Source organism: Promicromonospora kroppenstedtii DSM 19349, from assembly GCF_000515355.1.
Taxonomy (GTDB): domain Bacteria; phylum Actinomycetota; class Actinomycetes; order Actinomycetales; family Cellulomonadaceae; genus Promicromonospora; species Promicromonospora kroppenstedtii.
Window position 1 is genome coordinate 21,225 of sequence record NZ_KI911751.1, and the last position, 8,282, is coordinate 29,506.

Genomic DNA, 8,282 nt, shown 5'->3' on the forward strand with positions numbered 1-8,282 from the left:
GCGCGCCGCGCGGTCTCGAGGTCGTGCACCGCGCCGGTCAGCACGCCGCGCAGCAGCTCGGTGCGGGCCACGTTCTCGCCGAACCCGGCCGCGGCCTCCAGGTGGCTGCGCACCGCCACGTTGGAGGACCGGTCGATCGCGGACCACACCCGCGACGACGCGCGCAGCAGCGCGCCGGTGTCGCTGTGGTGGCGCAGCCGCCGGGCGAGCTCCTCCCAGATGCGCAGCCCGGCCAGCCGGTAGGCGTCCTGGAGCAGGTCAAGCTGGATTCCCTCGGCGGCCGTGACCCGGCCGGTCTCGCGGGCGGGCGCGAGCGACGAGGTCTCACCGGCCAGGGCGGTGAGGATCTCCGCCACGTTCGCCCGGACCAGCGGCTGCACGACGGCGGCGGGCAGCCGGGTCTCCTGGTAGACGGGCTCCGCGTGCAGGATGCCGTCGGCGACCTGCTCGCTCAGCAGATCCAACGCGTCGCGGAGGTCATGACGCCCAGTCGCGGCGATGTCCGACATGCCAGGCAGCCTAATCGTGGCGCGGTCGTTGTGCATCGAAGACCGATCTGTCAAGCACTGCGGTCTGCACGCCGGTCTGTCGGTCGGGCGCGACGGGGTCTCGCCCCGGACCGCTTTCGCCCCCTAGGCTATTGGAGCGCCGGTCAACGAAGCCCGGCCGGTGGTCGAGAAGCAGCGCGGTCGAGAGATAGCGCGGTTGAGAAGAAGCGCGGCCGGACGAAGCACGGCCGAACGAGCGCGGTCGAAGGAGACAGCTGATGAGCGTGACGGACACGCAAGCCACCACCGAGCGCGAGCTCGACCAGGCGGTCGAGGAGCTCAAGGTCGGTGCGGAGCGATGGGCCCAGCTGCCCGTTGCCGACAGGGGAGCGTTGTTCCGGCAGGTCCAGGCGTCGATCGCCGAGGTCGCGGACGAGTGGGCCACGACCGCCGCGCAGGCCAAGCACGTCGACCCGGCCGCGCCTTATGCGGGTGAGGAGTGGATGACCGGCCCGTACGGCGCGCTGGAGAGCGCCGCCGCCTACGCGCGGTCCTACGCGGCGCTCGCACGGGGGCGCTCCACGCTCGACGGGCCCCGGGTGGGCCGGGCCCCGGGTGGGCGCGTGTCGGTCCGGGTGCTCCCGCGCACCGTCAAGGAGTGGGTGCTGTTCAACGGCATCCGGGCCGAGGTGTGGATGCCGCCGGGGGTCAGCGAGCGGCGGGTGCGCTCCGAGGCCGGGCTGGGCGCGGACCGGGTCGGCGAGTGCGGCGGCGTCGGGCTCGTGCTGGGGGCGGGCAACATCTCGTCGATCGCGCCGCTGGACGCGTTCTACGAGCTGGTCGCGCACAACCGTGCCTCCATCGTGAAGCTCAACCCCACGTTCGCCGCGCTGCTCGACGTCTACCGCCGGGCACTGGCGCCCCTGATCGACGTCGGCGTGGTCCGGGTGGTCGCCGGCGACGCGGCCGTCGGCGCCTACCTGACGGGGCACCCCGGCATCGACAAGGTGCACATCACCGGCTCCGCCGTGACGCACGACGCCATCGTGTGGGGCACCGGCGAGGAGGCTGAGCGCCGTCGGGCCGACGACGACCCCAGGCTCAAGGTGCCGATCACGAGCGAGCTGGGCGGCGTCGCGCCCATGATCGTGGTGCCCGGCCGGTGGACCGCCGCCGACCTGCGCTACCAGGCCGAGCACCTGGCCTCGATGCGCCTGCACAACGCCGGCCACAACTGCGTCGCGGGCCAGATGGTCGTGCTGTCGGCCGACTGGCCGCAGAAGGACGACTTCCTGGCCGAGCTGCGCGCCGCGCTGGCCCGGATGCCCGCGCGCGAGCCGTGGTACCCCGGCACCGCGGACAAGGTCTCCCGGGCGAACGCCGCCCACCCCGATGCCGAGCACCTGGCCGGCCGGATCCTGACCGAGGTCGCCCCCGGGGACCAGGCGTGCACCGACGAGTACTTCGCCCCGGTGCTGGCCTGGACGCAGCTGCCCGGTACCGGTGCGGAGTTCCTGGGTGCCGCCGTCGGCTTCGCCAACGACTCCCTGTACGGCACGCTCGGCGCCAACGTGCTGGTGCGGCCGCGCGACCGCCGGGCGATGGGCGCCGCGTTCGACCACGCGATCGCCGACCTGCGCTACGGCAACATCGCGATCAACGCGTGGACGGGCCTGAGCTTCCTGCTGGCGGGCGCGACGTGGGGCGCGTTCCCCGGCCACACGGTGGCCGACGTCGGCTCGGGGATCGACGTGGTGCACAACGGGCACCTGCTCTCCGGGCCCGAGCGGAGCGTGGTCACAGGCGCGTTCCGGCCGTTCCCGCGCAGCGTGCTGCACGGCGAGCCCTCGCTCTTCCCCAAGCCGCCGTGGTTCAGTGGGTCCCGGAGCGTGACGGACACGGGCCGGGCGCTGACCCGCTACGCGGCGGCGCCGTCGTGGGGGCGGCTGCTGCCGGTCCTGCTCGCGGCGTTCCGCGCGTGACGGCGGTGTCGTACGCCACGATGACTTGTGCGGCCATTCATGCGGCGGTCCGACGGTGGGCCGGCGACCCGACAGAGGGAGACCGACGATGGTGATCCGCAGCCCGCTGCCCGACGTGGAGATCCCGCCCGTCAGCGTGTACGAGTACCTGTTCGGCACCATCACGGACGCCGAGCTGGAGCGCGTCGCGGTGGTGGACGGCGTCAGCGGCGCGGCCACCACGTTCCGTTCGCTCGTGGCTCAGATCGACGCCGTGGCGGGTGCCTTGGCGGCCCGCGGCCTGGGGGTGGGCGACGTCGTCGCGCTGCACGCGCCGAACGTGCCCGCCTACGTGACGGTGTTCCACGGGCTGCTGCGTGCCGGGGTGACCGTGACCACGGTCAACGCGCTGGCCAGCGCGCCGGAGATCACCAAGCAGCTCGCCGACTCCGGCGCCCGGCTCATGGTCACCGTCTCGCCGCTGCTCGCGGCGGGGGAGGCGGGCGCCAAGGGCGCCGGCCTCGGGGACCACCAGATCGTCGTGCTCGACGGCGGCGGCTCAGGTGACGGTCCGGACAGCGGCCCGAGCCACACCTCCCTGGCCGACCTGCTGGCCGACCCGCACCCCGCCCCCGACGTGACGTTCGACCCGGCCACGCACCTGGCGGTGCTGCCGTACTCGTCCGGCACCACGGGCCGGCCCAAGGGCGTCATGCTGACGCACACCAACCTCGTGGCGAACGTGGCGCAGTCCATGGCCATCGGCGTGGGGTCCGACGACGTGGTGCCGTGCGTGCTGCCGTTCTTCCACATCTACGGCATGACGGTGCTGCTCAACCTGGCCCTGCGCACCCGCGCCCGGCTCGTGACGCTGCCGCGCTTCGACCTGGCGCAGTACCTCGGCGTGATCCAGGAGCACCGCGCGACCTTCCTGTTCGTGGCGCCGCCGATCGCGCTCGCGCTGGCCAAGCACCCGCTGGTCGACTCCTACGACGTCTCGAGCGTGCGCGCCGTGCTGTCGGGCGCCGCGCCGTTCGGGGAGAGCCTCGCGGGCGCCGTCCGCGAGCGGCTCGGCGAGCACGTGCGCGTGCTGCAGGGGTACGGCATGACCGAGATGTCGCCGGTCTCGCACTGCATCCCGTTCGACCGTCCCGACATCCCGTCCGGGTCGGTGGGGCTGCTGGTGGCGGGCATGGAGGCCAAGATCGTCGACCCGGCCACGGGCACGGAGATCGACCAGCCCGCCGAGGGCGTCTCCGATCCGGGCGAGCTGCTGTGCCGCGGGCCGAACGTCATGGTCGGCTACCTGGGCAACCCCGAGGCGACGGCGGACACGCTCGAACCCGACGGGTTCATGCACACCGGCGACATCGTCACGGTGGACGCCGGTGGCGTCTTCCAGGTGGTCGACCGGCTCAAGGAGCTCATCAAGTACAAGGGCTACCAGGTGCCGCCCGCGGAGCTGGAGGCGCTGCTGCTGTCCCACCCGCAGATCGCGGACGTCGCGGTGATCGGGCTGCCCGACGAGGAGGCCGGCGAGATCCCCAAGGCCTTCGTCGTGCCGGTGGCCGGGGCGTCGCTGACGGAGGCCGAGGTCATCGCGTTCGTGGCCGAGCAGGTGGCGCCCTACAAGAAGGTGCGTTCGGTGGAGTTCATCGAGGCGGTGCCCAAGTCGGCGTCCGGCAAGATCCTGCGCAAGGACCTCCGGGCCGCGGCGGGGTAGCCGGTCGCCGCCGCTTCCAGATGCCTGCCGGGTGCGCCGGTGTCACGATCGAGGCACCAGAGACGGGTGCCGACACAGGGAGCGGCCATGGCGGACTCCCCGCACCGGGGCAGGGTGCTCGGCGTGCTCGTCCCCGAGAGCCAGCGGCGGGAGCTGCCCGAGGTCACGGACCGGCTCGATCTCGACACCGGCGAGACCCGCGCCAAGCGGTCCGCCTTCTGGGTGATGCTGGTGCTGTCCGGCACCATCGCGGTGTCGGGCGTCGCGACGGACTCGACGGCCACCGTCATCGGCGCCATGATCATCGCGCCCCTGTCGACGCCGATCCTCGGGATCGCGCTGGGCATCGTCACCGGGCGGCGGCGCCGGATCGTGCGGTCCGTCGCCTACGTGCTGGGCGGCATGGCCGTCGTCGTAGCGCTCGGCCTGCTCGTGGCACTCGCTCTGCCCGCGACGTCGGACGTCGTGTCCAACTCCCAGGTCACCGGGCGTACCTCGCCCGGGGTGGGCGATCTCGTCGCGGCGTTCGCCACAGGGTTCGCCGGGGCGATCGCGCTCTCGCGCCGAGACCTCGCCGACGTGCTGCCCGGTATCGCCATCGCCATCTCGCTCGTCCCGCCGCTGGGCGTGGTGGGCGTGTGCCTCGGCCAGGGGCAGCCGTCGCTCGCGCTCGGTGCGCTGCTGCTGTTCGTCTCGAACGCGGTCGCGCTCGTCATCGCGGCGACCGTGGTCTTCTCGGGCGTCGGGTACGTCCAGGACGCTCAGGCCGCCCGAGAGACACGGCAGGGGTCACCGGGCCCACACCGGCGCACGGCGGTGGCCGTTGCGCTCGTCGCGGTCCTGGTCGTCGCCGTGCCGATGGTGGCGAACACGGTGCAGGCAGCGCTGGCGGAGCTCTGGCTGAGCCAGGTCCGCGGGGCGGCGCAGGACTGGGCGGGGTCCGACGCCGACGCCACCGTCGAGGACGTCTCCTGGCAGGGCCAGGAGCTCGTCGTGGAGGTGCGCAGCCCGGATGCCCTGCCCGACGTCGGGCCGTTGCAGGACCGGGTGGACGCGATCGTCCCCTGGCAGCCGGAGGTGGTCGTGCTGCACACGGTGGGCGAGCGGCTCGAGACGTCGGACCCGGGATGAGCGGACGGCGGGGTCCGGCGGGTCCGGCGGCGTCCGGTCATGGCGGCGTTCCGGTAGGGTCGGGCGCGATGTCGCACCACACTCCTGAACCAGCCTCCGCCGGGGATTCGACGAACCTCGTGCCGACGCCGGGCGCTGCCCGCAAGACCCGCGTCGTGATCCTCTTCGGCGGCCGCTCCGGCGAGCACGGGATCTCCGTCGCCACCGCCGGCGGCGTCATGAGCGCGATCGACCGCTCGAAGTACGAGGTGGTGCCCGTGGGCATCACCCCGAAGGGCCAGTGGGTCATCGCGGCCGACGAGCCCGAGCGCTGGGCGATCACCGACGGCAAGGCCGCCGAGGTCCCGGCGTCCGACGCCGAGGTGGTGCTCCCGCTGACCGTGGGCGACTCCGCGCTGCGCGTCATGGAGCCGGGTCAGGTGCCGTCCGCCCTGGCCGACGTCGACGTGGTGTTCCCGCTGCTGCACGGGCCGTACGGCGAGGACGGGACCGTCCAGGGCCTGCTCGAGCTCGCCGACGCGCGGTACGTCGGGTCGGGTGTGCTGGCGTCCGCCGTCGGCATGGACAAGCACTTCATGAAGATGGTGCTCGCCGGCCACGGCCTGCCGATCGGCCCGTACGCCGTGATCAAGCCGGGCGACTGGGACAACCGCCGCGACGTGGTGCTCCAGACGATCGAGCCCCTGGGGCTGCCGCTGTTCGTCAAGCCGGCCCGCGCTGGCTCGTCGCTCGGCGTCTCCCGCGTGGACTCGCTCGACGAGCTGGACGCCGCCGTCGCCGAGGCGCGCCGGCACGACCCCAAGGTGATCGTCGAGGCCGGCATCGTGGGCCGCGAGATCGAGTGCGCGGTGCTCGGGGGTCGCGGCGGTGAGCGTCCGCGGGCCTCCCTGCCGGGCGAGATCGTGGTCACGGACGAGACCAAGAACGGCTTCTACGACTACGAGGCCAAGTACTTCGACGAGTCCGCGGTGCAGCTGACCTGCCCGGCCGACCTGCCGGACCACGTGATCAAGGAGATCCAGGAGATCGCCGTGCGCACGTTCGAGGCCGTCGGGGCCGAGGGACTGTCGCGCGTCGACGTGTTCGTCACGCCCGACGACCAGGTGGTCGTCAACGAGATCAACACCATGCCGGGCTTCACGCCGTTCTCGATGTACCCGCGGATGTGGGCCGCGTCCGGCGTGCCCTACCCGGAGCTGATCGACGAGCTGATCCAGCTCGCCCTCGAACGGCCCACCGGCCTGCGCTGATCGCCTGTACCCTGCCTCTGACCAGGGCCGGGACCGTCCGGCCCGGTGCTTGAGACGCTGGCGCTCGAGACGAGGGCGCTTGAGGAGGCAGGATGCTGGGCGAGCCCCGCTACAGCTACGCGGTGCGCGACGTCCGGGTGGCGAACGGGGTGCTCAGCATCGGGCTGACCTCCTTCGCCCTCGGCAGCGTGATGCGACTCGAGGTCATCCGTGTGGCCAAGCCGCAGCCCATCGGAGCGTGGGCCAACCAGGTGGCCTACCCGTTCTGCATCGCGGCGGTGGTCCTCCTGCTGCTCCGCATGGCCGGGGCCGACGACATCCCGTGGGAGGCCGCCCTGGCCACGGCCTGCGCGGGCCTGGCCTGGCCGGCCACGCGGGTCTGGCAGCGCACCGCGTTCTGGAAGCCGATCTGGAAGTACCCCGTGTTCGCGCTGCAGATGGTCACCGCCTCGCAGCACGTGCACCGCATCTGCGCGCACGACGACCGGCACCTCGCAGCGCTGGCCGAGCTCGTGGGCGCCGCGATGAAGGACCCGTCGATCCGCTACCACGGCAGCATCCAGCTCATCTCGAACGCCGACTCGCTGCACACTCTGGAGGCGGGCCGGGACTCGATGGTGCGCTGAGGCCGCTCAGCGCACGGTCGGGTGCGGGTCCAGGCCGAACCGCGCCAGCAGCGCCGAGACCAGGTCCTCGTGCAGCGCCACGTGGTCGCCGAACGCGAACTCCTGGTGCCCGTAGACGGCCATGCACTGCAGGCCGTAGACCTGCCGCCAGCTCGTCACCATGAGGTGGGCGACGCCCAGCGGCAGGTCGTGCCCGCCGACGGCGTCGCGGTACCGCCGCACCTGCTCGGCCAGCTCCGGGTCGAGCTCGTCGTCCGCCGCGAAGGAGACGCCGGACGCGGCGAGCTGCCGGAACAGCGGCACGTAGTGGCCGCCCACCATCTCGGCCATGCGGCGCTGCAGGTCGTGGTTCTCCGGCAGCTCCGAGCGGATGCCCGAACCGATGATCAGGTCGAACTCCGCGGGGTTGCGCACCGCCCAGTCGAGCGAGGTGCGGGTCGAGGCGACCAGCGCCGCGGCGACGTCGCCCGGCTCCTGCCGCGCGACGGCGGCGGAGAGCGTGTCGAGCACCTCCTCGACGATCAGCACGCAGAGCTGCGCGATCACGTCCTGACGGTTCTCGAAGTGCCGGTACAGGGCGGGCGGCGTGACGCCGACCTCCTTGGCGATCGCGGCCATCGTGAGCTTGCTCAGGCCGTGCTGCCCGGCGAGCTGGTGGCGGGCGGCGTCGAGCACCTCACGGTGCAGCTCGTCGCGCAGCCGCTCACGCCGGGACTGGACGGGGGCGTCCGTTCGCCCGGCCGGATGCGCCGCGGGTCGTTCCTGCACGGCCGGGCTCACTGACACTCCTTCGTGGCAGGTACCTGGGTGACGGCGGGCGCGAGGTCGGCGATGAAGGACGTCGAGTGGTCCTCGGTGACCGCCGGCGGCACGATCACCTCGACCGCGGGCTCGCGACCGTAGGTGACGAACGACCAGGTGTCCTTGCCGTCCGTGGCGACGATCCAGTCGACCGAGGTCCCGTCGCCCGAGTCCACGTGCTGGCAGTCGCCGACCGGGCCCAGCTGCTCCACGCCGCAGCGCAGCGTGACCGCGGCGCCGGGCTCGCCCCAGGCCGCCGTGGCCTGGGCGTCGGTCGGCACCTTGGGCAGGTCGCCGCCCAG

8 protein-coding genes are annotated in these 8,282 nt (G+C 72.9%); 5 read left to right on the forward strand and 3 right to left on the reverse strand.

Features of this window, described 5'->3' with window-relative positions; all coding sequences use genetic code 11:
• On the reverse strand, window positions 1-509 hold a 509-nt coding region (locus PROKR_RS36245), incomplete at its 3' end, for an RsbRD N-terminal domain-containing protein (RefSeq protein ID WP_036969416.1).
• 257 nt (window positions 510-766) lie between these two features.
• On the opposite strand from PROKR_RS36245, the gene PROKR_RS25820 reads away from it, so the two are divergent.
• From PROKR_RS25820 to PROKR_RS25840, 5 genes are all read left to right on the forward strand, one after another.
• Window positions 767-2,470: an aldehyde dehydrogenase family protein gene (locus tag PROKR_RS25820; RefSeq protein ID WP_036969418.1), complete on the forward strand. Its 1,704-nt coding sequence runs from the start codon at window positions 767-769 to the stop codon at window positions 2,468-2,470.
• Window positions 2,471-2,558: 88 nt separating this feature from the next.
• Window positions 2,559-4,172: an AMP-binding protein gene (locus PROKR_RS25825; RefSeq protein WP_036969420.1), complete on the forward strand. Its 1,614-nt coding sequence runs from the start codon at window positions 2,559-2,561 to the stop codon at window positions 4,170-4,172.
• 87 nt (window positions 4,173-4,259) lie between these two features.
• Window positions 4,260-5,303, forward strand: coding sequence for a TIGR00341 family protein (locus tag PROKR_RS25830; protein WP_211240244.1), 1,044 nt, complete (start codon window positions 4,260-4,262; stop codon window positions 5,301-5,303).
• A 68-nt stretch (window positions 5,304-5,371) separates the two neighbouring features.
• Entirely contained in the window at window positions 5,372-6,553 is a 1,182-nt protein-coding gene (locus PROKR_RS25835) for a D-alanine--D-alanine ligase family protein (protein ID WP_051433371.1), read from the forward strand.
• 92 nt (window positions 6,554-6,645) lie between these two features.
• Window positions 6,646-7,179, forward strand: coding sequence for a hypothetical protein (locus PROKR_RS25840; protein ID WP_036969423.1), 534 nt, complete (start codon window positions 6,646-6,648; stop codon window positions 7,177-7,179).
• A 6-nt stretch (window positions 7,180-7,185) separates the two neighbouring features.
• Here PROKR_RS25840 and PROKR_RS25845 read toward each other — a convergent pair whose 3' ends face one another.
• Together PROKR_RS25845 and PROKR_RS25850 are read right to left on the reverse strand one after the other, a co-directional pair.
• Window positions 7,186-7,959 carry a TetR/AcrR family transcriptional regulator gene (locus tag PROKR_RS25845; RefSeq protein ID WP_169736589.1) on the reverse strand — a complete coding sequence of 258 codons (774 nt, stop codon included), beginning with the start codon at window positions 7,957-7,959 and terminating at the stop codon, window positions 7,186-7,188.
• Window positions 7,956-8,282, reverse strand: a 327-nt coding sequence (locus PROKR_RS25850) for a DUF3515 family protein (protein WP_036969425.1), incomplete at its 5' end; no start/stop codon positions are given. The genes PROKR_RS25850 and PROKR_RS25845, both read right to left, overlap by 4 nt.

Coding starts and splice junctions, on each gene's coding strand:
- PROKR_RS25820 (WP_036969418.1), top strand. CDS start 767: ATGAGCGTGACGGACACGCAAGCCACCACCGAGCGCGAGCTCGACCAG.
- PROKR_RS25825 (WP_036969420.1), top strand. CDS start 2,559: ATGGTGATCCGCAGCCCGCTGCCCGACGTGGAGATCCCGCCCGTCAGC.
- PROKR_RS25830 (WP_211240244.1), top strand. CDS start 4,260: ATGGCGGACTCCCCGCACCGGGGCAGGGTGCTCGGCGTGCTCGTCCCC.
- PROKR_RS25835 (WP_051433371.1), top strand. CDS start 5,372: ATGTCGCACCACACTCCTGAACCAGCCTCCGCCGGGGATTCGACGAAC.
- PROKR_RS25840 (WP_036969423.1), top strand. CDS start 6,646: ATGCTGGGCGAGCCCCGCTACAGCTACGCGGTGCGCGACGTCCGGGTG.